Here is a 22,968-nt window from a genome sequence, read left to right as displayed (position 1 = left end):
GCGCGTGCCTCGCTGACAAATGCCGCCCCGCCCTCCTAGGGTGATCACGCACTGCCGTCTCGGGGGAGGCACGTATGGGCGCGGAGCTGCGCAAACACAAGCTCGATCGAGCTTTCACGCACATCGACGTCAACAACAGGGGCCAGATCGAGCGCGACGACCTGCTGGGGCTCGGCGCGCGGCTGCTGGTGGGATTCGGAGAGTCCCCCACCTCGGTCGTCGGCGATCGTCTCGTGCGGAGCTTCGACGGCATCTGGTCCACGCTGTCGGCCGAACTCGGCAGGGACAACGACGCGTGGATCTCCAATCCCGAGTTCCACGCGGGGATGACCTCCGCCTTCATCGACGGCGACCTGTACGACCCGGTCTTCGAGCCCGCGGCGACGGCGGCGGCCGAGCTGTGCGACGGGGACGGCGACGGCAGGATCGCGGTGCCGGAGTTCCGCGTGCTGCTGACCGCGTTCGGCACCGCCTACGACGACGTGGACGAGGCCTTCGACCGCCTCGACCGCGACCGTGACGGCGTGCTGGGCGTGAAGGAGCTGGTCGAGGCCGTCAGGCAGTACTACACCGGCGACGACCCCCACGCGGTGGGCAACTGGCTGTTCGGACCGCTGTAGTGCTGACCATGACGCCCGCGAGCCTGCTCACGCCGCTCGTCTCCCGGGTTCCCGCGCTGGCCGCGCCGTGCAGGATGCACCGCTCGGTGTACGCGATCGAGGCGGCGGTCATCGACTGGACCAGGCGCACGGGCTTGTGCGTCGACCGCAGCTCGGCCTGTCACCGCCTGGCCGCGCGCGCCTTCGCCGAGTTCGACGCGAGGGCGGCGGCGCTGTTCGCACAGTGGCTGACGTGGCTGTTCCACCTGGACGACCTGGTGGACGAGGCCGGCCAGCCGTACCCGAGGCTCTTCGAAGGGAACGGCGCGCATCCGCTGGAGGCGGCGTTCACCGACCTGTGGCGGGCCACGAGCGCGACCATGAGCGACGACTGGCGGCTGCGGTTCGCGACGAACCTGCAGCGGCAGGCAGACGCGTGCGGGGTGGAGGCGGACAACAGGGCCGGCGGCAAGGTGCCGACCATCGAGGAGTACCCGGTGCTGCGCAGGGGCACGGCGGGTCCCTTCCTCTACGACCTGGTGGAGCCGTGCCTGGGGGTGGAGGTCCCGCCGGAGCTGGCCGCCGACGAACCGTGGCTGGCACTGGTCGAGGCCTGCGCCGACGTGGCGGCCTGGTGCAACGACCTGGTCTCTCTGTCGAAGGAGCGGGGCGACGCGCACAACTTCGTGGTGGTCGTGACCCACGAGCTGGGAGTGAGCGAGCCCGAGGCGGCCGAGTGGGTGCTCGACAGGATCGCGGCCCGCTGCGCCGACATGCGCGCGGCGGCCAGGCGGCTGCCGCTCGACACGCTGCCTCCCAAGATCGCCAGGGACGTCAGCAAGGTGGCGTGCGCCTACCTGACCGCGCCGAGGGCGCACCTGGACTGGGCCACGGAGAGCGAGCGCTACACGTAACGTCACCACGCGCTTCCCCTATGTATTCATCATGGTGGGCAGACACGCGAGACAGCGGACATGGCGGCGGCGAGGAACGGCGGGCGCGATCGTGCTCGTCGTCCTCGCCGTCGCGCTGTGGGCGATGGACCTGCTGCGCGCGGACGGCTGCGCGGCCGCCGACGTGGAGCCGGCCAGGACGGGCACGGCGCTGCACTACCAGGGCTCGGCCGGCAACTGCTCGATCACGGGTGGCGAGATGTACGCCTCGGTGTCGGCCGAGGAGTACGCGGGATCCGAGGCGTGCGGCGGCTACCTCGACGTGAAGGGGCCGCGCGGCACGGTCCGCGTGCAGGTCGTCGACAGCTGCGCCACCTGCAGGCCGGGCGAGCTGGACCTGAGCATGGCGGCCTTCTCCAGGATCGCCGACCCTCGCTCCGGCGTGGCCCGGGTGGCCTACCACTCCGTGCGCGACCCCGAGCTCGGCCACGGGCTGGCTGTCAGGGTGCGGAAGGGATCGACGACCGCCTGGCTGGCGCTCCAGGTGCTCGACCACGGCAATCCGCTGCGCAAGGTCGAGGTCAGGGAGAAGGACCGGTGGCGCGCCCTGGAACGCGGCTCCGACAGCTACTGGGTGGCCGAGGGCGGCGCGGGCGCGGGCCCGTTCGACCTGCAGGTGACCGACGTGCACGGGCAGCACGCGACCGTCAGGGGCGTCGATCTCGCCCCTGAGGAGATCCAGCGGACCACCGCCAGGCTGTACGGCGCGGCGCCCGCGGGCGTAGCGCCTGCACCGAGCGGCTCCCCCGCCCCGCCGGCCGCCGAGCATGTCAGAGGACGTTGCTAGCAGGCGGCGCCGGCGGCCAGGACGTCTCCCGTGGGCGTGCGGCGGTAGACGACCTCCTTGCCCAGCCGGTTGCCCACCGTGAGCCCGCCCGCCGACAGCACGCCGAGGTGCTGGCTGACCGCGCCTGCGCTCAGCGACATCCGCCTGGCCAGCGCCGATGTGGTGGCGGGTTCGGCCAGCGCGGTGAGGATCTGCGCCCTGCTGCGGCCGATGAGGGCGGCCAGCGCCCCTGGCGCGGGCGGCGGCCCCTGCTCCCACAGCGTGCCCACCCCCTGCACGGGATAGATGAGCATCGACTGGTAGGGGTCGGTCATCACGGCCACGCTCGGCCAGTAGAAGGCCGAAGGCAACAGCACGAGCCCGTCGCCGTGCAACCCTCCGTCCGTGCACCACGGCCGGTCGATGAGCAGCCGCTCGCCCGTCCACACGATGGACGGGTCGAGCCCGGCGAACAGCTGGCGCGCCCCGCCCGAGGCCAGCTCGCGGGAGCGGCGCATGACGTCCCTTTCGAGCAGGCCGTACACGCGCGGCCAGTACTCGGCGAAGCACGTGTCCCAGTAGGCCTCCAGCGCGTCGGCCACGCGGGCGATCCCCGCGGCGGGGTCGGACCTGAACCGTTCGATGATCGCGGGGTCGGAGCCGGTCACGATGCCCGCCTCCTCGGCCGCGCGCTCGGGCGGCGTCATCCTGATCCGCCTGATCTCGGTGGCGAACTCGGGCAGCGGCGTGTCGGGCGGAGGGGTGATGAAGTCGGCGATGTATCCGCTGGGCGGCACCAGCGCGAGCAGCTCGCCCATGTCGAGCGCGGCGAGGCGCGGGCGCACCGCCTTGATCCACGGCAGGTGGACGGACTGGCGAGCGGGGTCGCGCAGCGTCCGCAGGCTGGCCACCAGCTCCCAGACGGGAGAGAAGGCGAACCTGATGCGGGCCACGTCCTCGGGCTTGAGGGTCCACACGACGGACATACCTTTTAGTCTGCCCTAAATGGTTCGCGACGCGGGGCAAACCCGGACAATCTGTCCGCGTGACTACCGCAACCGTTGAAAAGCCGTCATTCCTGAAGTCGAAGATCGGCGGGCTTCCACGCCCGTTCTGGGCGCTGTGGAGCGGCACCCTGGTCAACAGGCTGGGCACCATGGTGATGCCGTTCACCGGCGTGTACCTGACCCAGTCCCGCGGGCTGTCCTTGGCCGCCGCGGGCATGGTGATGGCGATCTTCGGCGCGGGCCAGCTGGTCTCGCAGCTGATCGCGGGATCGCTCGCCGACCGGATCGGGCGCAGGGCGACGTTGGCGGGCGGCATGCTGGCCACGGCGGTGGCGATGCTGGCGCTCGGCTACAGCACCACGCTGCCGGCGATCCTGGTCTCGATGTTCGTGCTCGGCCTGGTGATCGACGCCTACCGGCCCGCCTCCAGCGCCCTGGTGGCCGACCTGATCGCGCCGGCCGAGCGGCCCAGGGCGTACGGCCTGCTGTTCTGGGCCATCAACCTCGGCTACGCGGTCGGCATGACGGCAGGCGGCTGGCTGGCCCAGTCGGGGTTCATGTGGCTGTTCTGGTTCGACGCCGTCAGCAGCGTGATCTTCGCGGTGCTGGTGTGGCGGGCCATCCCCGAGACCAGGCCGGAGCCGGGGGACGGCGCGCGCGGAGGTGAGATGCGGGAGGTGCTGCGCGACCGGCTGATGCTCGCCTTCACCGCCGTCGTGCTCGGCGACGCCCTCGTCTACAGCCAGACCTTCACCACCTTGCCCGTCGCCATGAAGCTCGTCGGGCTGAGCACCGCCGAGTTCGGCCTGGCGATGGCCGCCAACGGCGTGCTCATCGTGGTGCTGCAGCCGCTCGTGTCCGACTGGCTCGGCCGCTGGGACCCCGCCAGGACCTTCGCGCTCGGCATCGCCGTCATGGGTGTCGGCTTCGCGATGACCGCCTTCGTCACCTCCACAACGGCCCTCGTGGTAACCATCGTGGTGTGGACGCTCGGCGAGATCGTCACCGCCGGCATCGCGGGCGCGATCGTGGCGTCGCTGGCCCCCGCGCACCTGCGCGGCAGGTACGCGGGCCTGTTCGGCCTCGCGTGGGCGGCGGCGGGCATGGCCGCTCCGCTGATGACCCCGCTGCTGAAGATCAGCGCGTCCGCGCTGTGGTTCACGGTCGGCGTCATCGGCCTGGTCACCGCGGCCGCCGGCGCGGCGCTCTCCCCCGCCATCAAGCGTAGGGCGGCGTTGAACGAGCGTTGATCCGACGTTGGCACGGCGTGGATAGTGTCCCCGCGTGCCCTCGACCTCGCGCGGACTGGTGTCCCTCGCCATCGGTACGGCCACCGTCGCGGTCGTGCTGGAGCTGGCCGACATCTGGGTGACGGCCAGGCTGCCGCCTTCGCCGTACACGCCGCTGCCCTTCGCGCCAGAGGACGTCGCGGGGACCGCGTTCCCCGTGTTCGGCGCGATCCTCGTGTTCAGCAGGCCGCGGCTGGTCATCGGGTGGCTGCTGTGCGCGGGAGGGCTGGCCGCGGCGGTCAACATCCTGTCGGCCAACACCGCTCGGCTGCTCGGCGACCATCCGGGCGCCTGGCCCGTCGTCGGCGCGTCATGGAACGCCTGCACGCTCGCCCTCGGGGTCCTTCTGCCCTTGCTGTACCCGACAGGCACGCTGCCCTCGCGGCGGTGGGCCTGGGTCGTCGTGCTCGCGCCGGCCTCCGTCGCGGCCGACTGGACGGGCAGGCTCATGGGCGACCAGGCGATCCGCGAGTGGGCGCAGGCGGCGGGTTCGGCCGCGATGACGGCGGCTCTCGTCTCGCTCGCCGTGCGCTTCGCCCGGTCGGGGCCGGTCGAGCGGCGGCAGCTGCGGTGGCTGCTGGTCACGCTCCCTGGGCTGATCGTGCCGTGGGTGGTAGGCGACCCCGTCTGGTGGCTGGCCTCGTTCACGATCCCGTTGATCCCGGCCGCGATCGCGGTGTCGGTGCTGCGCCACCGGCTGTTCGGCATCGAGACCCTGATCAGCAGGGCACTGGTCGGCATCGGGCTCGCCATCGCGGTCGGGGGGGTCTACGTCGCCGTGACGGCGGCGTCCAGCGTCTTCCTGTCGGCGGTCGACAGGTTCGCGGGCCTGCTCACGGCGCTGCTGGCCGGGCTGTTCTTCTTCCCGGCCAGGCGGTGGGTGCAGCGCGGCGTGGACCGGTTGCTGTACGGCAGCACGGGCGACCCCGCCACGCTGGCGGCCAGGCTGAGGCGCCGGCTGCGCGAGGCGGATCCAGGACACGGGCTGCAGGCCGCGCTGGACGTGCTGCGCGAGGGCCTCGCGGTGACGGGCGTGTCGGTGACGGCAGGCGACACGGTCGTCTCCTCCGGGCTGCCGGGTTCGGTCGGCCGCGAGATGGCGCTGGTCTGGCACGGCGCGACGGTCGGCACCCTGCTCATCGGGCCACCGGAGCGGCGCGGCTTCCCCGCCGCGCACGACGAGCGGGTGATCGCGACGCTCACGCCGTACGTCGCGGAGGCCGCGCACGCCGTCCACCTCACGGCCGCGCTGCAGGCCTCGCGCGAGCGCATCCTCGGTGCGCGGGAGGAGGAGCGGCGCAGGCTCCGCCGCGACCTGCACGACGGGCTCGGGCAGTCGCTCGGCGGCATGGCTATGGCCGTCAACGCCGCGATGCTCAGCATGCGCGCCGCGCCCGACCGGGCCGAGCTGCTGCTGGCCGAGGTGCGCGCAGGGATGGACGCGGTCGGCGCCGACATCAGGGAGCTCGTGTACGGCCTGCGCCCTCCCGCCCTCGACGAGCTGGGCCTCGCCGGCGCGGTGGCCGGGCTGGCGGGCGAGCCCGTGACCGTGTCGGGCGATCTGTCGGGGCTGCCGGCCGCCGTGGAGGTCGCCGCGTACCGGATCGTGCAGGAGGCGCTGACCAACGCGCGCAGGCACGCGTGCGCCTCCAAGGTGAGCGTCCGCATCGACAGGGCGGCCTCGCTACGGGTCACCGTGGTCGACGACGGCCTCGGGATCCGTCCGGGCGCGCCTGCGGGCGTCGGGCTGGCCTCGATGCGCGAGCGAGCGGCCGAACTCGGCGGCACCTGCACGGTACGGCCCGCACGGGGCGGCGGCACCGAGGTCGTCGCCGACCTGCCCTGCCCCGGACAGGAGACCGGCCAGCAGGCCGGACAGCAGGCCGGACAGCAGGCCGGACAGCAGGAGGCCGGGTTCCGGAAGGCCCGGCAGCCGGGGGCCGGAGCGGCCCGAGCCGAGCCCGATCGTGTCGAGCTATCCCAGTGATTGGAGATTTTGGAATATGTCGCCATTTCGCGCACTCGCGGAGGGCTCTACGCTTACGCCTGCAATGGTGACCTTCAGTGCATTGGGACCGTTCCAGGTCCTCCTCGACGGGCTTCCCCTCGACCTCGGCGGCCAGCGCCAGATGGCGGTGCTGGCCAGGCTGCTGGTCGCGAGGGGCCGCGCGGTGCCCGTGACCACGCTCATCGACGAGTTGTGGCCTGGCCGGCCGCCCGCGCAGGCCCTGTCCACCATCCAGGGATACGTCTCCAGGCTGCGCCGCGCCCTCGAGCCGAACAGGGCCCCGCGCTCCGAGGCCGAGGTGCTGGTGTCGGCGCCTCCCGGATACGCGCTGCGCGCGACGCCCGAGCAGGTCGACTGCTGGCACTTCGAGCGGCTCGTGCGGATGGAGGGACCCGCCCCCGAGGTATGGGCCTCCATGGAGGAGGCGCTGGGGCTGTGGCGTGGGCCGGCGCTGGCCGAGTTCGCCGACCTGACCTGGGCGTCGACCGAGGGCGGGCGTCTCGAGGAGCTGCGGCTCGTCGCTCTCGAACGGCGGGCCGACGCGGGGCTGCGCCTGGGCCGGTCGACCTCGCTCGTCCCCGACCTGGAGGCGCACGCGAGCGCGTGTCCGCTGCGGGAAGAGGCGTGGCGGCTGCTGGCCACGGCCCTCTACCGGAGCGGTCGCCAGGGCGACGCGCTGGCGACCCTCAGGAGGGCGCGGGCGATCTGGCGCGACGAGCTGGGCCTGGACCCCTCCGCCGTGTTGCAGCGGCTGGAGGCGGACATGCTCGCCCAGTCGCCTCACCTGGACGCCGACCCCGTCGCAGCTGCGCCCGTCTCCGTCCAGCCGGGTTCCGGCCAGCCGGCCACCGGAAGGACGGCCGGCCCCGCCCCTGCCGAAGACGGGGATCCGGCGAAGGAACTGCGGGTGGTGGTCGCCGACGACCAGGCGCTCGTCAGGACGGGGCTGCGGGTCGTGATCGACACCGAACCCGGCCTGGAACTGGCCGGGGAGGCCTCCGACGGCGAGCAGGCCATCGCGGTCGTCAGGGACACCCGCCCGGATCTGGTCCTGCTGGACATCCAGATGCCGAGGCTCGACGGCCTGACCGCCGCGCGCAGGATCCTCGCCGACCGCAACCCGCCGAAGGTGATCATGATGACCACCTTCGGCACCGACGAGAACCTCTACGCCGCTCTGCGCGCGGGAGTCAGCGGCTTCGTGCTGAAGACCTCGCCGCCCGAGCAGCTCGTGGCCGCCATCCGCGCGGCCGCGGCGGGTGACGCCCTGATCGACCCCGCCCTGACGACGAGGATCATCTCCGCCTTCGCCGGCAGGACCGATCCCGCCGCGCCCCCTGCCCTGGCCGGGCTCCCCGACACGCAGCTCGACGTGCTCAAGCTGATCGCCCGTGGCCTGACGAACCGGCAGATCGCGCACACGCTCGCCGTCCCCGATCGCCAGGTGGCGACCGCCGTGGCCGGCCTGCTCGATCATCTGGGCCTGTTCGACAGGGCCCAGCTCGTGGTCGCGGCCTACGAGTCGGGCCTGGTCACCCCGGGACGATGAGACGTCACTTATCGTCGCTTTGACGATAAAAAATCGGGGGTACTAGGCTGGGCCCGTGGCTCAATTGCGCATCGCCCTCGCTCAGACAAACCCGGTCGTCGGCGACATCACCGGCAACGCCGACGCGCTGGTCCGATGGACGCGTGAGGCCGCCGACCACGGCTCTCACCTCGTCCTTTTCACGGAGATGTTCCTGACCGGCTACCCGGTCGAAGATCTCGTCCTGCGGACCTCCTTCCTCAACGCCAGCATCGAGGCGCTCGAGGACGTCGCCGTCCGACTGGCCGACGAAGGCCTCGGCGACCTGCCCGTCGTGGTCGGCTACGTCGACAGGGCGGGGCTCGCTCCGCGCGTCGGCCAGCCCAAGGGCGCGCCCCTCGACGCGGCCGCGCTGCTCCACCAGGGCAGGGTCGTCACCCGTACGGCCAAGCACCACCTGCCCAACTACGGCGTGTTCGACGAGTATCGCTACTTCGTCCGCGGTGACCGGTTGCCGATCTTCCGCCTGCACGGGGTCGACGTGGCCATCGCCGTCTGCGAGGACCTGTGGCAGGACGGCGGCCCTGTCGCCGTCGTCGGCCGGGCGGGGGCGGGCCTGCTCGTGGTGCCGAACGCCTCGCCGTACGAGAAGGAGAAGGACGACGTCCGCCTGGAGCTGGTCGCGCGCAGGGCGCGCGAGGCCGGGTGCGCGCTCGCCTACGCCAACCAGGTCGGCGGCCAGGACGAGCTGGTCTTCGACGGCGACTCGATCGTCGTCGACGCGTCCGGCGAGCTCGTGGCACGGGCGGAGCAGTTCAAGGAGGAACTGCTCGTCGTCGACCTCGACCTGCCGGTGTCCGACGCCGAGCCTGGCGTCTTCCCCTTCGACGCGGGCGACGGCACGACGATCACGGTGGAACGGCTGGTGCTGTCGGACGAGCCGGTCGCGCCGTACGCCAAGCAGGCGCCCGAGGTGGCACCCAGGCTCGACGACACCGGCGAGGTCTACGAGGCGCTGGTCCTCGCGGTGCGCGACTACGTCGCCAAGAACGGCTTCCGCTCGGTGATCCTCGGCCTGTCCGGCGGCATCGACTCGGCGCTGACGGCCACCATCGCCTCCGACGCGATCGGTCCCGAGCGCGTGCACGTCGTGATGATGCCCTCGCGCTACTCCTCCGACCACTCCCTCGGCGACGCCGACGAGCTGGTGCGCAGGCAGGGCCTCAACAGCCAGGTCGTGCCGATCGCCGACATCGTCACCGCCTTCGAGAAGGAGATCGACCTCTCCGGGCTGGCCGCGGAGAACCTGCAGGCCAGGGTGCGCGGCATGATCCTCATGGGGCTGTCGAACCAGCACGGCCACCTGGTGCTGACCACCGGCAACAAGAGCGAGCTCGCGACGGGCTACTCCACCCTGTACGGCGACTCCGCCGGCGGATTCGCGCCGATCAAGGACGTGCCGAAGACGATGGTGTGGGCGCTGTCCAGGTGGCGCAACGAGCACACCGACTCCTCGTTCCTGCTGTCCGCCGAGCGGCCGATCCCCGAGAACTCCATCACCAAGGAGCCCAGTGCGGAACTGCGGCCCGACCAGCGCGACACCGACTCGCTGCCGCCGTACGAGGTGCTCGACCGGCTGCTGGACGACTACGTCGAGAAGGACATGGGCTCGGCCGAGCTGATCGCGGCTGGACACGATCCGGAGCTGGTGGCCAGGATCATCAGGCTGGTCGACCTGGCGGAGTACAAGCGCAGGCAGTACCCGCCTGGCCCGAAGATCACGCCGAAGAACTTCGGCAGGGACCGCAGGCTACCGATCACCAACAGGTGGAGGGAGCCGACGGCCTAGGTAGGCGCGCAGCAGCCGCTTGGTCTCCTCGACCAGCTCGGGGTCGCCGTGGTGGGCCCTGAGCAGGGTGTCGGCCGCCTCGACGGCCACCAGCATCGGGTTGAGCCCCTCGATGCCGAGCAGGTCGGCGAGGGCCCGCGCGACCTCGGAGTTGTCGCCGAAGTCGAGGACGGCGAAGCCGGGGACCGACGACTTCATGTCGAGGTACTCGTCCACGACGATGTCGATGACGGGGTCCCACGCGCGGGCCCCGACCAGCTTCGGCTCGATGCGGGCGACGAACTGCTCCAGGTTGCGCCTGGTGAGCGCGGCCGCCAGCGATCGCTTGTCACTGAAGAAACGGTAGATGGAGCCGATCGGCATCCCGGTGCGGGCGGCCACCGTCCTGGTGCTCAGCGCGTCGTAGCCGCCCTCGTCCAGCAGGGCGGCCGCCGCGTCGAGCATCCGGTCGACCTTCTCCGCGCTGCGCCTCTGGACCGGGATGCGTCTCATGCCGCAAAGAGTAGGGTCAGCCCGCCGATGGTGTAGCAGACCATGAGCACGAACAGCGGGATCTGCCCCGCGACGGCCCTGGCGGGTTCGAGCAGCCGTACCGACCTGTCGTGGGCGGCGACCACGCCGAGCACGTGGCCGATCACGATGGCCAGCACCTGGACCGTGGCGATGGTGCCCGCGCCGACCACGTCCGCGTTCACCTCGGCGTCCAGGCCGAGGGCGAGGACGACCGCGCGCTGCCCCTCGATCACGAAGAGCGAGAAGTAGTGCGCCACCAGGTAGCCGATCGCGATCGGCACCAGCGAGTGCGCGAAGCGGGGCGCCAGCCCGCGGGTCCCGCCGATCAGTCCCGCCGCGCCCAGGCAGGCGACGTAGAGCAGCGCCACTCCCCCGATGGCCGTCAGCAGGCCGACCGTGCCGAGCCCCACCCTGCCGAGCGGGCCGGTCTGCAACGCGTCGACCCAGAAGGGCGCGCCGGCGAACCCGTCGTAACCGGTGCTGCCGAGCAGCACGCACACGGTCGCGACGAGGCCGGGCGCGGGGACGATCGCGTCCAGGCCGTTGAAGGGGCTGCGCACGACCAGCGTCCCGTCGGCCCTCCTGCCCAGCGGTGACAGGTGGCCGACGAGCGTGGAGTAGACCTCGAACGGGTCGCCCCTGTCGAGCCACGCGTGGCCGTACGTGAGGGTGCCCGCGACCGTCGCCGTGCCGTACAGAAGGAGGAAGACCAGCAGGGTCGCCGTCGCCGCGGGCTCGGGCGAGACCAGCTCCATCCAGGTGAAGGCGGTCAGGCCCGCGGCGGCGGGCCAGTAGCCGAGCCGCCCTGGAAGCGGGCGGCGCGGCCTGTCGGGCAGCAGCCTGAACGGGTTGACCAGCCGCCACACCGGCCCGAACAGCAGCGAGGCGGGCACCAGCCCCACCCAGAAGACCACATAGATCAGGTACGGCGCGGCGTTGTCCTCGGCCGGGCCCAGGACCAGCCATCCCAGCGTGTACAGCGCCATGAGCGCGGTGATGACGCGTGGCGTCCTGCCGGCCGGCCGCCACGGCAGCACCCTGCCCGCCCTGTCACCGCTGAAGCGGGAGTCCGCCCACAGCAGCCCCAGCGCGAGGAAGGACACGACAAGCGCCGCGAACGCCCCGGCGTAGGCGTAGAAGAGCGGGATCGGCAGGTCGCTGCGGCTGCCGATCCCGTGCGCGAGCACGCCCGTCACGTGACCGCCAGCTGGATGAGCACCAGCTTGCTCTCGTGCGTCTCCACCTCGAACACGCCTGTCATGTCCGCCACGAAGCTGACGCCGGCGGGCTTGCCAGGAAGGAGCTCCTTGGCGAGGTCGTATCCGTGCACATGCAGCTCGTCGGCGACGTCGCTGGTCACGGTGAGGGTCACGGTCTGGCCGCGCTTCACCTCCAGCCAGCCGGAGGGCGGCGTCACCTTCCCTCCCGCGATCGTGATCTCCGCGTGCGGGGCGCCCGCCGCGGGCGCCCCCGTCGCGACCTCGTGTCCCGTTCCCGGCCTGTGGTGCGTCTCCGGCAGCGAAGCGCACCCCGTGACCGGGACGACCGCGACCAGCACGAACGCGGCCAGCGCCGCCACCCGCCTCACGCCGGCACCTCCGCGGCCCTCGCCGTACGGCGTGGCGCGACCGCGACCACCGCGCACAGCACCCACACCCCTGTGAGCAGCCCCCGGATCCAGCCGGGCCCGATCGGCAGGACGGGCAGCATCCACACCGCCTTGTCGAAGGCGTCGACCAGGTAGAGCGCGCCGAGCACGACACCGAACCAGCCGAAGGCCCCTCGCATGATCAGCCCTGACCCGATCAGCCACACTCCCGTCAGCGCCAGCGCGACGGCGGGCAGCACCGTGTAGGAGTCGAGCGCCCCGAACACGTCCAGCGCCAGCCCGGCCAGGCCGACGAGCGTCAGCGGCAGCGCCCAGCGCGAGCGCAGGCGGCGCCGCCACAGCAGGACGGCCATCAGCGCCAGCACGAGCGAGCCGCCCAGCGCGAGCTGCACCTCCACCCTGGAAAGGCCGCTGGAGCCGAACCACCAGCACCCGCCGGGCAGGCGGCGGTCGCCGATGCTGTAGTCGTTGCAGAGGTACATCTGCACGAGCTTCACCGGCTCGGCCACCACTCTCGCGGGACCGCTCCCTCCGCAGGAGGGAAGCGCTCCTGGGCTGCTGACGCGCACACCCTCCCAGCAGTTGCCGCCGCCCTGGCCGTCCCAGTAGACGTCGGCGCCGTTGGGCCTGTTCTCACCCGCAGGGGAGACGCCCAGGTGGTTGCCGGTGTAGAGGTTGTTGTGCGAGGTGTCGAACTGCTTGTCCCACGACTCCTCGCCCCGGATGAAGGCCGGCACCGCCAGCAGGTTGAAGGCGGCGTTGTCGTGGCCCCAGATCCAGTTGTCCTTGAAGACGTTCCAGTTGCCGCCGCCGGTGATGATGCCGCTGCCGGGTGGCAGGCCGATCTGCGGGCAGACCACGCCCTTCTCGTAGCCGCGTTCGGCGGGCGGCTTGGCGCAGGTGCCGTCCCTGACGTACTCGTAGTAGGTGGCGTTGTTGTCGTAGATCTTGTTGTTCTCGAACCTGGCGTGGTTCTGCGGGAGCCCGGGGTGCCCGGGGAAGGCGCTGTCCATCGTGGCGCCCGCGAGGTTGCCCCAGAACTCGCTGTCGTGCACGTACACGGAGTCGCCCGCCGTACCCGAGTAGCCGACCATGTTGTGATGGCTCTTGCAGCGCCTGATCTCGATGGAGTAGCGCGGGACCTCGTGGCCGCGGCCATCGTTGATGTTGGAGGCACTGCCGGGGTAGAGGCCTGAGTCGCCGTTCCCGTAGGACTCGCAGTCGGTGTACAGGCCGTGGTCGCTGGCGAAGGTCAGGAAGCCGTACTCGTCGTTCCACCTGGTCAGCATGTTGTCGATGACGAAGCCGTCGGTGGCGAGGATGTAGAGCGAGTTGAAGGTGGTGCGCTGGGCGGTGAAGTTCCTGAAGTAGACGCCGTCGGTCATGTCGGCGCGGATGGCGTTGAGCTTGCGGTACTGCGCGTCGATGACGACGTCGAGGGGGCCGGCGCCGGTGCCCTCGATCTGGAGGTCCTTCTTGCCGAGGATGGCCACCAGGTTCTGGTTGTGCGGGCACTGGACCTGCTGCTCGTACGAGAGGATCTGGTAGCCCCAGCTCGACCAGCGGGCCTCGAGCTTGGAACATGCGCCCTCGGGCTGCGGCTGGCCGGGTTCCTCGAGGTAGAGGCCCGGCAGGATGGCGATGTTCATGCCAGGCTTGTCGACACGGTCGACCGCGTCCTGGAGGTGGCGCACGCCCTCCTTCTGGCAGCGGGCGAAGAGGGCGAGGTTCCGCCGCTTGAGATCCTCCGGAAATTTCGAGATTCGCCGCTCGAAATCGAATTTATCCGTCTTGCAGACCAGGAGGTCGGGCTCCCCTTGCCGGTAGACGGGGACGCTTCCCGCGCCGTCCGGCAGCTTCACCTCCCGCTCCTCGTGGGCCAGTGCGGCGCCGGCGGGCAGGAGCAGGGCGAGGACCACGCCTAAGAGCGTCAGTGTCCTTCGGGCGATGAGGGGCATGGCGGCGAGACTAGAACATTGCTCACGTTCTGCCTAGGGCCTTCTCTCCGCCCTTTCGTGGCGGCAGGCGGTCGCACCGTGTTCGCCGGCTCGCGCGGGGTCACCTTCGGCCGGAGCGTTCGCCGGCTCGCGCGGGGTCACACCCGACCGGAACGTTCGCCGGCTCGCGCGGAGTCACACCCGACCGACCGGAGCGACCCAACGCGGGCCCAACGCCCCGCGCGTACGGTGGCCTGCCATGTCCTTCGCCGAGGTTCAGTTCAGGATCCTGGGCCCCCTCGAGGTCCTCGTGGGCGGCGTGCCCGTCCACGTGGGCGGCCCGAAACCGCAGGCCGCGCTGGCCGCCCTGCTGCTCGGGCTGGGCCGTGTCGTGGCCGTCGACCGGCTGGTCGACCTGGTGTGGGGCGAGAACCCGCCCGGCTCGGCACGGTCCCAGGTGGCCATCGCGATCTCCAGGCTGCGCCGGGTGCTGCGCGAGGCGGGAGGCGATCCCCACGTGATCGAGACGGTCGGCGCGGGCTACCGGGTACGGCCCGCCGTACCGCTGGACGCGGCGGAGGCGAAGAACGGGATCGCCGCAGCCCGGGCGGCAGCGGCGGCCGGGCGATCCACGGAAGCCGCCGCCGGCATGCGGAGGGCGCTGGCACTGTGGCGCGGCCCCACACTGGTCGGGATGGGAAGGCAGGTCCAGGGCGTCGGTCTTTGGGACGAACTGCGCCTGGCCGTCACCGAGGAGTGCGTGGAGCTGGAGCTGGCCCTGGGCAGGCACGGGGAGCTGGTGGCGAGCGTGGCGGCCTTCGTGGCCGAGCATCCGTTGCGCGAGCGCTCCCGCGCGCAGCTCATGCTCGCGCTCTACCGGATGGGGCGCAGAGCCGAGGCGCTGGAGACGTACAGAGAGGGCCGCGAACTGCTCGACGTCGAACTCGGCCTCGCACCGGGGCCCGAGCTGCGGCGGATGGAGCGCGCCGTCCTGGCCGACGATCCCTCGCTGTTCTTGGAGCCCGCCCCGGCAACGCTCGCGCGGCCTGTCGCGATACCCGAGGCGGCCCCCGCCCAACGACCCGCGACGCCCGGGACGGCGGCGCCCGGCGAACGGCCCGGCCCGGCACCAGAAGTGACGGCACCCACCGAACGACCTGGCTCGACGCCAGAGGCGGCACCCGCCGGACGGCCCGGACCGGCGCCCGGGGAGACAGGTTCCACGGAACGGCCCGCCGAGCTGCCGCGTGGAGCCGCGTCGGCGTTCGTCGGCCGCGCGGCGGAGCTCAGGCACGTGCACAAGCTGGCCGGGGAGGATCGGCCGATCGCCGCGATCAGCGGCCGCGCGGGCGTGGGCAAGTCGGTGCTGGCGGTGGAGGCGGCGCGCCGGCTGGTGGGCCGGTTCGACGACGGCCAGCTCTACGCCGACCTGCGGGGCTCCACCCCCCACCCGTTGGAACCAGCGGAGGTCCTCGGCAGGTTCCTGCGCTCGCTCGGCAGACCCGACGTGCCCGCCGGGGCGGACGAGGCGGCGGGCAGGTTCAGGTCGGTGACCGCGCGCAGGCGGATCCTCGTCCTGCTCGACGACGCGGCGAACGCGGCACAGGTGACACCGCTGCTGCCTTCGGGGGCCGGGTGCATGGTCGTCGTGACCTCGCGGCGGCCGCTCACCCTGCTCGACGGCGCGGCGCACGTGCGTTTGGAGCCCATGGCCGAGGACGAGGCGATCAGCCTGCTGGAGAGCGCCATCGGCGACTCCCGCGCGGCCGCCGAGCCCGCCGTCGCGCGAGAGATCGTCCGGCGCTGCGGCGGGCTGCCGCTCGCCGTACGGCTGGTGGCGGCGAGGGCGGCGGCCCATCCCCGCTGGCCGCTGTCCAGACTGCTCGACCGCATGCCGCGGTCGAGCGGCCTGCGCCCGGCCTAGACAGGCTCAAACCGCCAGACCGCAGTCCGGCCTAGACAGGCTCAAACCGCCAGACCGGCAACCCCACCTGAACAGGCGGGCTCAGCCCGCCAGGCCGCGCAGGACGCTGTCGACGATGCGGGCGGGCAGGTCGTCGGGCAGGTCGTCGTCGCCCCTGGCCCGCTTGATGTGCCACATCATGGCGCCGGACAGCGTGCCGAGCGCCAGCCGGGTGTCCAGGTCGGCCCGCAGTTCGCCGGTCCGCACGCCCCGTTCGATGACCGCCGTCATCGCAGCCGTGCGCGGCTCGACGGCCACCTTCATGAACTTCGCGAACAGCTCCGGGTAGCGGTCGGACTCGCTCATCGCGATGTTCATGACGCAGCGCGTGCGGGCGTGACCCGACTCGCGCATCATCGTGTCGAGCAGGGCGACCAAGTCGTCGCGCGCCGAGACCCCCGCGAGCGGGGGCACCGGCGCCTTCAGCGAGGCGAGCGCGTCGGCGACCAGGTCCTCTTTGTTCGACCAGCGCCGGTAGATGGTCGTCTTGCCGACCCCGGCCCGTGAGGCGATCGCCTCGATGGACAGCTCGGAGATCCCCATCCCCTCGCCGATCAGATCGAGCGTCGCCTCGATGATCGCCTTCTCGGCCTTCTCGCTGCGCGGACGGCCCGCGGGGCGGGCCGTGCCGGTCTCTGTCGTCGTCATCGCCGCCTCAGACTACCGCTGGTTCCTTCTCTTCGACATTGACGACGGCCCGTGCCTTACCCGGCATCCAGATCGCCACGACGACCACGCCGACCAGGGCGATGACCGCGGAGACCAGGGCCGTGGTGTGCATGCCGTCGATGAAGGCGTCGAAGGCGGGGTTGAGGATGGCGGGGTTGCCCTGCGCCACGCCGACCGTCGCCATGATGGACTCGCCGGCCGCGTGCCGCATGCCCTCGGGCAGGGCGGTCAGCGCGGGGGCGATCTCCCCCCGGTAGGACGACGACAGCACCGAGCCGAGGACGGCCACGCCCAGCGCGCCCGCCACCTGACGGACGGTGTTGCTCATGGCCGAGCCGACGCCCGCCTTCTCCCTGGGCAGCGCCTCCATGATCGCGGTTGTCGCGGGCGGCATGATGTTGGCCATCGCGGCGCCCTGGATGAAGAAGACGGCCTCCATCAGCCAGATCGGGGTGTTCCTGTCGAACAGGGCGTAGCCGGCGAGGGCGGCGGTGACCACGAGCATGCTGGCTGTGGAGGCGGCCTTCGCGCCGAAGCGCTGGTTCACCCGCTGGCTGAGCGGGGCGAAGATCAGCTGGGCGGCCGCGAAGGGGATCATCAGCGCGCCCGCCACGATCGGGCTGTAGCCCTTGACGATCTGGATGTAGAACGTCAGGAAGAACATCCCGCCCATCATCGCGAAGAACGTGATGCCCATCATGCCGATGGCCGAGCTGAAGCGGACGTTGGAGAAGTTGCGCACGTCGAAGGCGGGGTGGTCGATGCGCCGCTCCCACCAGACGAACGCGGCCAGCACCAGCACGCCGAAGACGGTCGGGATGAGCACCTCCGCGCTGGCGACGGTGGCCAGTTCGCCCATGCGGATGATGCCGTAGACGACGGCGACCAGCCCGATGATCGACAGCACCACGCCGACGGGGTCGAGCCTGGACGGCCTGGGGTCGCGCGACTCGGGGACGACGGTGCCGATGAGGACCATGCTGATCAGCACGATCGGCACGTTGATCAGGAAGACCGAACCCCACCAGAAGTGCTCGATCAGGAAGCCGCCGGTGATGGGGCCGATCGCCACCGCCAGGCCGACGCCGCCGGCCCAGATGCCGATGGCCTTGCCACGCTCCTGCGGCGGGAAGACGTTGGAGATGATCGCCAGGGTGGCGGGCATGATCGCCGCGCCGCCGATGCCCATCGCGGCGCGCGCCATGATGAGCTGCATCGGATCCTGTGAGTAGGCACTGGCCAGCGAGGCCAGGCCGAACAGCAACATGCCGATGAACAACATCCTCTTGCGGCCGGTACGGTCACCGATCACGCCGAAGGTGAAGAGCAGTCCCGCGAAGACGAGCGTGTAGGAGTTGATCGCCCACTCCAGCTCGCTCTGCGTCGCCCCCAGACCGTGGACCGGGTCGGCGATGGTCTTCATCGCGACGTTCAGGATGGTGTTGTCCAGCACGACTGCCAGAAGGCTGAAGACGAGGACGCCGAGGATCGCCCAGCGGCGGGGATGGCCCGTCTGTGGTTCCATCAGGGACTCCAAATTTCGATACGACTTAGTTTCGCAACGACACCGTAGCGCAACTTAATACGATACGCAACGGTGTCGTTTCATAAATGGAATCCCCTGCGAACTCAGGCGTTCACGGTCTCCGGCTCTGGCGCGACCTCCTGCCGCGGCGTCCGCTTCCAGAACGGCAGCGCGAGCAGCACCATCACGACGGCCACCAGCCCCGCGACGGCGAAAGCCCAGCTGGGCCCGTGCGCGTCGATCACCGCTCCCGCGATCGGCGCCGACGTGGCTCCGCCGATCAGCAGGGCGGTGCCGTGCAGGCCCATGGCCTCGCCGCGCGCGGCCGCCGGCGTCCACCTGCTGAGGGTGTCGATGGAGGACGACAGGGCGGGCGCGCAGAGCACCCCGGCGGGCACCAGCGCCACCACCAGCCACCGCCAGTCGCCGCCGACCAGGCCCACGGGGATCGTTAGCGCGCCCATCAGTCCGGTCAGCAGGAGGGTGGGGAAGCCGCGCGGCAGCCCGCCGTACACGAATCCGCCGACGAGCGAGTAGACGCACCAGATGCCGACGGCCAGGCCGATCCACTCGGTCTGACCGGCGTGCTCGAGCGTGGCCACCAGCGACAGCTCGGTGGCGGTCAGGACGAACGTGGCCGCCGTCACCGTGCCGAACAACGCGATGAGCGAGGGGGTGAGCCACTGGCGGCGCGAGACCTTCTCCGCCTTCTCCTCCATCTCCGCCTCGGACCTGATCGGCGGGTTGAGGATCAGAAGCGCCGACCCCGACCCCGCGAGCCCGATCGCGATCACGGTCATCGTCCAGGCGCTTCCCAGCGTGGTGATCCCCGCGACGGCCAGCGCGGGACCCGCCATGTAGGACAGCTCGACCATCATCGAGTCGAGCGAGAAGCCCATCCTGCGCTGCTCGACCGGCACCATCGCGGCCAGGCACTGGCGGATCACGCTGAAGATCGGCAGCGCCAGCAGCCCCGCCACGCCCGCCGCCGGCACCAGTACCGCGAACGGCAGCAGCCACGCCGTCGCCCAGAACACCGCCTGCGCGACCGTCGTGACGGCCAGCACGGGGCGAAGGCCGTGCTTGTCAACGAACCTTCCCGACAGCGGCGAGCCGACGGCCATGCCGATGGTGCTGGCCATGGCGACGACGCCCGCTTCGGCGAAGCCCAGTTTCAGGCCGTTCACGACATGCAGCGTCAAGGCCATGGCCGTTGCCGTGGCGGGGATCCTGGCGAGTAGCCCGACCAGCAGCAACGTGCGGACACCGGAGAGCTTGAGCAGACGACGGTAAGGTTCGATACCCATTTTTATTGCTTACCTCCGCCACCATTGTCTCGTTAGGCACCGACACTTTTCGCCGCATGTCATCATCGGAGGGGTCCGGGTACGCCACTGGGGCGACTCGAGACGCCTCTGGAGGGTTACACCCATGTCCTCTTCCCTGTACGGCGGCGCCTCCGGGCGCAGGGTCACCGTCCGCGACCTCGCGGCGGCCAAGGAGCGCGGCGAGAAGTGGCCGATGCTGACCGCCTACGACGCGATGACGGCCCGCGTGTTCGACGAGGCGGGCATCCCCGTCCTGCTCGTCGGCGACTCGGCGGCGATGGTCGTCTACGGCTACGACTCCACGCTCCCCGTCTCCGTCGACGACCTGCTGCCGCTGACCGCGGCCGTGGTGCGCGGCTCCTCACGGGCGCTGGTGGTGGCCGACCTGCCGTTCGGCTCCTACCAGGCCTCCCCCGCGCAGGCGCTGGAGTCGGCCGCGAGGTTCATGAAGGAGGCGGGAGCGCACGCGGTCAAGCTGGAAGGAGGCCGCAGGGTCCTGCCCCAGGTCGAAGCACTGGTCTCGGCGGGTGTGCCGGTCATGGCGCACCTCGGCCTCACACCGCAGTCGGTCAACGCCTTCGGCGGGTACCGGGTACAGGGGCGTGGCCAGGCCGGCGACGAGCTCATGGCCGACGCCAAGGACCTGCAGCAGGCCGGGGCCTTCGCGGTCGTGCTGGAGTGCGTGCCCGCCGACCTGGCCGAGCGGGTCACCACGTCGCTGGCCATCCCGACGATCGGCATCGGGGCGGGCGCGGGCACCGATGCCCAGGTACTCGTCTGGCAGGACCTGATGGGCCTCACGCCGAAGCCCGCCAAGTTCGTCAAGGCGTACTCGGACCTGGGGGCGGAGATGGGCAGGGCGGTCCGCTCCTTCGCCGCCGAGGTCACCTCCGGCGCCTTCCCCGCGCCGGAGCACGCCTACAGCTGACACGCCGCCGTCGGCTGACACCCCACTGCCGGCTGACACCCGCCGCGGGGCCGGCTCCGGCCCCGCGGCACCCCGAGTCCCGCGGCACCTGAGGGTTCGGCGGCCCTGGCACCTCATCCCAGACCCGCCGAACCCGCGACTCCACGAAGGTGGTGGGGTCGGCCACACCCGAGCGGCAGGCACACCCCTCGCGGCGGGCGGCGAGCCAGGGGTCATCACGCCGGCGTCACCCCCCGGCTCACACCGGAGCAGCCGACCAGCCCCACCCGCGATCCGCACCACAGCGGGAAGGTTCGCACCCACGCAGCAGCTCACATGAGAGGCGGCGGATCGGTGCACCGGCGGCTCAGAGCGGGGCGACCGTCGACGACGGGGGGCGCGGCTCAGAGCAGCGTGGCGGGGTCGGTGTTGGAGCCGCACACCACCACCGCGACCCGCTCGCCGCGGGCCGGGACGTAGCCGCCCGACAGCAGCGCCGCGTAGGCGGTCGCACCGGCGTGCTCGGCGGCGATCCTGTACTCGGCCCAGAGGGTACGGCGTGCCGCCTCGATCGCGTCATCGGACACCAGCAGGCTCCTGACACCCGCCTTGGAGACGATGTCGTAGGCCACGTCTCCGAGCCGGGTGGCCCCGAGCGCGTCGGCGGCGACCCCGCTCACGGCCACCGGGACCGGCCCGCCCGCCTTCAGCGCCTCGTGGAGCGTGGGGATCAGCTCGGGCTCGACCGCGACGATCGTCGGCCTCCGCCCGTCCTCACGCACGCCATCGCGCCAGCCTCGTTGCCCACCGTTAGGCCCGCCGTCCCGCTCACCTCCATACGCGCCATCGCGCCCGCCATCCCGCTCCGCTTCACGCACTCCACGGCGGCCGCCTTCACGCGCGCCGCCAGTTCCGGCACCGGCTTCAGATCCCACCGCAGCTCCGGCTCCCGCTCCAGCACCGGCTTCAGATCCCATCCCGGCTCCAACTCCGGCACCGGTATCAGATCCCACCCCAGCACTGGCTTCAGATCCCATCCCGGCTCCAGCTCCGGCGCCGGTATCAGATCCCATCCCGGCTCCAGCTCCGACACCGGCATCAGATCTCACCCCAGCTCCAACTCCAGCACCGGCACCGGCACCGGCACCGGCACCGGCGCCCACGGTGACGCCGGCCACGAAGCCGCCGCCACCGACCGCGATCAGGATCGTGTCGACGCCGCCCGTCTGGTCCACCAGCTCGAGCCCGAGCGTGCCCTGCCCCGCCACCACGTCGGGATGGTTGTAGGCGTGCACCTCCAGCGCACCCGTCTCGGCCGCGCGCTTGGCCGCCGCCTCCGCGGCCTCGGAGTAGATCGCCCCGGTCTGGGTGACCTCGGCGCCGAGCGCCCGCAGCCCCGCCACCTTCACGGGGCTGGAGACCACGGGCACGAAGATCTCGGCCCGCAGCCCGAGCGCCCGCGCCGCGTAGGCGACAGCGAGCCCGTGGTTGCCCCCGCTGGCGGCGATCACGCCCGCGGCGGGCACGGCGGCCGACAGCATCCTGTTGAACGCCCCGCGCACCTTGAACGAGCCTGAATGCTGCAGACCCTCCAGCTTGAGGAACAGCCCTTCGGCGATCTCGATGACCGGTGTCCGCAGCACGCGGCCCTCGATCCTGCGCGCCGCCGCCAGCACGTCGTCATACGAAACCGTCATCACAGCTCCCGCTCGATCGTCTGCTTCAGGTCGGCTATCCGCGCCTCGTCCCGCCGGTAGAAGACCCACTGCTTGATCTTCGTACCGTGGATCAGCCCGGCTCTTTCCAGGATTTTCAGATGCGCCGTGGCGCTCGGCTGGGTCATGCCGAGCTTGGTCGCGATGAAGATCGAACAGACGCCGTCCTCCACCAGGTCGCCGTCGACCTGCGGAGGGAAGTGGGCCACGGGATCCTTGAGCCAGTCGAGGATCAGCAGCCTCGGCTCGCTCGCGAGCGCGCGGAGAATCGCTAGCACTTAGGAAGTTTCCTAAATAACTAAGCGTCACGTCAAACCGTCGGTGCCGTCGAGTAGCTTTCCGAACATGGAATCGAACCTGTGCGAACGCTTCGTCGAACTGGTGGAGTCCTGTGGTCCCGTGACCTGTGTCAGGTCCGCCACCTCGATGACCTTCCGCGGGCCCCGCCGCGACTTCGCCGGAGCCCGCCGTACCCCTCTCGGGCTGACCGGCTACCTCGGCCTGCGCCGCGTCGTCCACGACCCCCGCTTCGGCGGGGCCACACGCTACACCGACCGGCTGTTCGTGCACCGCTTCCACCTGCGGGGGTGCGAGGAACTCGACGAGGAGTTCGCGGGATGGGTCCGCGAGGCCTACTTAGTGGGCTCCTCCTAAGGCCTGGCCATACCCCGATCCGCCAGAGCCCGGCCTCCGGGTCCGCCCAAGGTCCGGAGCCGTGCCCGGCTCTGCCCAGAGCCCCGAGGCCCGGTCAGCCCAAGGTCCGGAGCCGTGCCCGGCTGCGCCCAGAGCCCGAGGTCCGGCCC

General features: G+C 71.4%; 20 protein-coding genes. 10 read left to right on the top strand and 10 right to left on the bottom strand.

Annotated features, from left to right (window positions below; all coding sequences use genetic code 11):
• The first annotated feature begins 74 nt into the window (after positions 1–74).
• Genes AC3EO4_RS00815 through AC3EO4_RS00805 form a run of 3 tightly spaced genes read left to right on the top strand, consistent with a single transcriptional unit; the run spans position 75 to position 2,339 of the window.
• Positions 75–620, top strand: a complete 546-nt coding sequence (locus AC3EO4_RS00815; protein WP_431892907.1) for an EF-hand domain-containing protein — start codon at positions 75–77, stop codon at positions 618–620.
• A gap of 8 nt (positions 621–628) precedes the next feature.
• Positions 629–1,513 (top strand): terpene synthase family protein, encoded by an 885-nt coding sequence (locus tag AC3EO4_RS00810; RefSeq protein ID WP_379579760.1) that lies wholly within the window; start codon positions 629–631, stop codon positions 1,511–1,513.
• Between the two features lie 31 nt (positions 1,514–1,544).
• Positions 1,545–2,339 (top strand): expansin EXLX1 family cellulose-binding protein, encoded by a 795-nt coding sequence (locus tag AC3EO4_RS00805; protein ID WP_379579763.1) that lies wholly within the window; start codon positions 1,545–1,547, stop codon positions 2,337–2,339.
• On the opposite strand, the gene AC3EO4_RS00800 is transcribed toward AC3EO4_RS00805, so the two are convergent.
• Positions 2,336–3,304 (bottom strand): DUF5937 family protein, encoded by a 969-nt coding sequence (locus AC3EO4_RS00800; RefSeq protein WP_379579765.1) that lies wholly within the window; start codon positions 3,302–3,304, stop codon positions 2,336–2,338. The two genes, AC3EO4_RS00805 and AC3EO4_RS00800, sit on opposite strands and share 4 nt — an antisense overlap.
• Before the next feature lie 59 nt (positions 3,305–3,363).
• Here AC3EO4_RS00800 and AC3EO4_RS00795 point away from each other — a divergent pair, with 59 nt between their 5' ends.
• The 4 genes from AC3EO4_RS00795 to AC3EO4_RS00780 all read left to right on the top strand — a co-directional run bounded on the left by AC3EO4_RS00795 (position 3,364) and on the right by AC3EO4_RS00780 (position 9,999).
• The gene (locus AC3EO4_RS00795) at positions 3,364–4,575 is read left to right on the top strand and encodes an MDR family MFS transporter (RefSeq protein ID WP_431892904.1); all 1,212 of its coding nucleotides are present in this window, start codon (positions 3,364–3,366) and stop codon (positions 4,573–4,575) included.
• 34 nt (positions 4,576–4,609) lie between these two features.
• Positions 4,610–6,601, top strand: coding sequence for a sensor histidine kinase (locus tag AC3EO4_RS00790; RefSeq protein ID WP_431892902.1), 1,992 nt, complete (start codon positions 4,610–4,612; stop codon positions 6,599–6,601).
• A 64-nt stretch (positions 6,602–6,665) separates the two neighbouring features.
• The gene (locus AC3EO4_RS00785; RefSeq protein ID WP_431892899.1) at positions 6,666–8,171 is read left to right on the top strand and encodes a BTAD domain-containing putative transcriptional regulator; all 1,506 of its coding nucleotides are present in this window, start codon (positions 6,666–6,668) and stop codon (positions 8,169–8,171) included.
• A 55-nt stretch (positions 8,172–8,226) separates the two neighbouring features.
• A complete protein-coding gene (locus AC3EO4_RS00780; RefSeq protein ID WP_431892897.1) occupies positions 8,227–9,999 on the top strand; it encodes an NAD+ synthase in 1,773 nt (590 codons plus the stop codon).
• Here AC3EO4_RS00780 and AC3EO4_RS00775 read toward each other — a convergent pair.
• The 4 genes from AC3EO4_RS00775 to AC3EO4_RS00760 are packed head-to-tail and all read right to left on the bottom strand — an operon-like array spanning position 9,961 to position 14,079.
• The gene (locus AC3EO4_RS00775) at positions 9,961–10,491 is read right to left on the bottom strand and encodes a TetR/AcrR family transcriptional regulator (RefSeq protein ID WP_379579775.1); all 531 of its coding nucleotides are present in this window, start codon (positions 10,489–10,491) and stop codon (positions 9,961–9,963) included. The genes AC3EO4_RS00780 and AC3EO4_RS00775 overlap by 39 nt on opposite strands.
• On the bottom strand, positions 10,488–11,708 hold the full coding sequence (locus AC3EO4_RS00770; RefSeq protein WP_431892895.1) for a hypothetical protein: 1,221 nt from the start codon (positions 11,706–11,708) through the stop codon (positions 10,488–10,490). Before AC3EO4_RS00770 ends, AC3EO4_RS00775 begins: the two co-directional genes overlap by 4 nt.
• Positions 11,705–12,100, bottom strand: coding sequence for a cupredoxin domain-containing protein (locus AC3EO4_RS00765; protein WP_379579779.1), 396 nt, complete (start codon positions 12,098–12,100; stop codon positions 11,705–11,707). The genes AC3EO4_RS00770 and AC3EO4_RS00765 overlap by 4 nt, the downstream gene beginning before the upstream one ends.
• Positions 12,097–14,079 carry a right-handed parallel beta-helix repeat-containing protein gene (locus AC3EO4_RS00760; protein ID WP_431892892.1) on the bottom strand — a complete coding sequence of 661 codons (1,983 nt, stop codon included), beginning with the start codon at positions 14,077–14,079 and terminating at the stop codon, positions 12,097–12,099. The genes AC3EO4_RS00765 and AC3EO4_RS00760 overlap by 4 nt, the downstream gene beginning before the upstream one ends.
• A 238-nt stretch (positions 14,080–14,317) precedes the next feature.
• Here AC3EO4_RS00760 and AC3EO4_RS00755 point away from each other — a divergent pair, with 238 nt between their 5' ends.
• Positions 14,318–15,982, top strand: coding sequence for an AfsR/SARP family transcriptional regulator (locus AC3EO4_RS00755; protein WP_431892889.1), 1,665 nt, complete (start codon positions 14,318–14,320; stop codon positions 15,980–15,982).
• An 81-nt stretch (positions 15,983–16,063) separates the two neighbouring features.
• Here AC3EO4_RS00755 and AC3EO4_RS00750 read toward each other — a convergent pair whose 3' ends face one another.
• From AC3EO4_RS00750 to AC3EO4_RS00740, 3 genes are all read right to left on the bottom strand, one after another.
• Positions 16,064–16,669, bottom strand: coding sequence for a TetR/AcrR family transcriptional regulator (locus AC3EO4_RS00750; RefSeq protein WP_379579785.1), 606 nt, complete (start codon positions 16,667–16,669; stop codon positions 16,064–16,066).
• A gap of 7 nt (positions 16,670–16,676) precedes the next feature.
• Positions 16,677–18,215 carry an MFS transporter gene (locus AC3EO4_RS00745; protein WP_431892886.1) on the bottom strand — a complete coding sequence of 513 codons (1,539 nt, stop codon included), beginning with the start codon at positions 18,213–18,215 and terminating at the stop codon, positions 16,677–16,679.
• A gap of 104 nt (positions 18,216–18,319) precedes the next feature.
• Positions 18,320–19,522: an MFS transporter gene (locus tag AC3EO4_RS00740; RefSeq protein ID WP_431892883.1), complete on the bottom strand. Its 1,203-nt coding sequence runs from the start codon at positions 19,520–19,522 to the stop codon at positions 18,320–18,322.
• 124 nt (positions 19,523–19,646) lie between these two features.
• Here AC3EO4_RS00740 and panB point away from each other — a divergent pair, with 124 nt between their 5' ends.
• Positions 19,647–20,471, top strand: coding sequence for a 3-methyl-2-oxobutanoate hydroxymethyltransferase (gene panB / locus AC3EO4_RS00735; protein ID WP_379579791.1), 825 nt, complete (start codon positions 19,647–19,649; stop codon positions 20,469–20,471).
• A gap of 383 nt (positions 20,472–20,854) precedes the next feature.
• Here panB and AC3EO4_RS00730 read toward each other — a convergent pair whose 3' ends face one another.
• Entirely contained in the window at positions 20,855–22,147 is a 1,293-nt protein-coding gene (locus tag AC3EO4_RS00730; protein ID WP_431892881.1) for a pyridoxal-phosphate dependent enzyme, read from the bottom strand.
• Complete coding sequence (locus tag AC3EO4_RS00725) at positions 22,147–22,443, bottom strand: ArsR/SmtB family transcription factor (protein WP_379579795.1); 297 nt, start codon at positions 22,441–22,443, stop codon at positions 22,147–22,149. The genes AC3EO4_RS00730 and AC3EO4_RS00725 overlap by 1 nt, the downstream gene beginning before the upstream one ends.
• Positions 22,444–22,510: 67 nt before the next feature.
• Here AC3EO4_RS00725 and AC3EO4_RS00720 point away from each other — a divergent pair, with 67 nt between their 5' ends.
• Positions 22,511–22,819: a hypothetical protein gene (locus AC3EO4_RS00720; protein WP_431892878.1), complete on the top strand. Its 309-nt coding sequence runs from the start codon at positions 22,511–22,513 to the stop codon at positions 22,817–22,819.
• Positions 22,820–22,968 lie beyond the last annotated feature (149 nt).

Source organism: Nonomuraea sp. bgisy101, assembly GCF_057708945.1.
This window is presented reverse-complemented; position numbering and strand designations above follow the sequence as displayed.